1 protein-coding gene is annotated in these 657 nt (G+C 63.5%); it reads right to left on the reverse strand.

The features are described from left to right. A partial coding sequence (locus tag HX846_RS36790) for a condensation domain-containing protein (RefSeq protein WP_256740448.1) occupies positions 1–657 on the reverse strand: 657 nt, incomplete at both ends.

A 657-nucleotide genomic window follows, 5' to 3' on the forward strand; every position in this document is an offset into this window, starting at 1 on the left:
ATGGCTGAGACGGTTGGCGCGCCGGTCCAGCTCGGCGTAACTCAGTACGCCTGCGCGGTCGCGGATTGCCGGTTGGTCCGGAGCGGCAACGACCTGTTGCTCAAAACGCTGATGCAAGCACGCCTCAGGAACGGCGAGTGACACACCGCGCCCCAGGGCTTGCAGGTGCTGGCGTTCGTCAGCGCCCAGCCAATCGAGTTCGCCCACACGGCGTTGGGGTTGCGCGGCCATGGCCAGCAGTACGTTGCGCAATTGTGCCGACAGCAGCGCGATCTCGGCGTCACTGAAACGGCTGCGGTTGTAGCTGAACAGGTAGTGCAGTTGTTCGCCCGGCACCACGATCAGTGACAGCGGAAAATGGTTGCGCCCCTGGGTCAGGACCAGGCCATCGGTGGCCTGCTCACGGTTCGGGTCGGCGAAGCTCAAGCCGTTGGCGTCCTGATTGAGCGCATCGGTGACCGGGAAGTTTTCGAACACCAGGATCGAATCGAACAGCGCCTGTTCGGCCGCTATCTTACTCATCGACTTGAGTTTGCCCAGGGGCAGGTAGGCGTGGTGGCGCAGGTCGCTGTTGGCTTGCTGCAACTGTTGCAGCCAGTCCACCAGTGCCGGGCCGTCGGCCCATTGCACGCGCAGGGGCAGGGTGTTGATGAACAG

Origin of the sequence: Pseudomonas sp. K5002 (assembly GCF_013386655.1) — a bacterium.
Taxonomy (GTDB): domain Bacteria; phylum Pseudomonadota; class Gammaproteobacteria; order Pseudomonadales; family Pseudomonadaceae; genus Aquipseudomonas.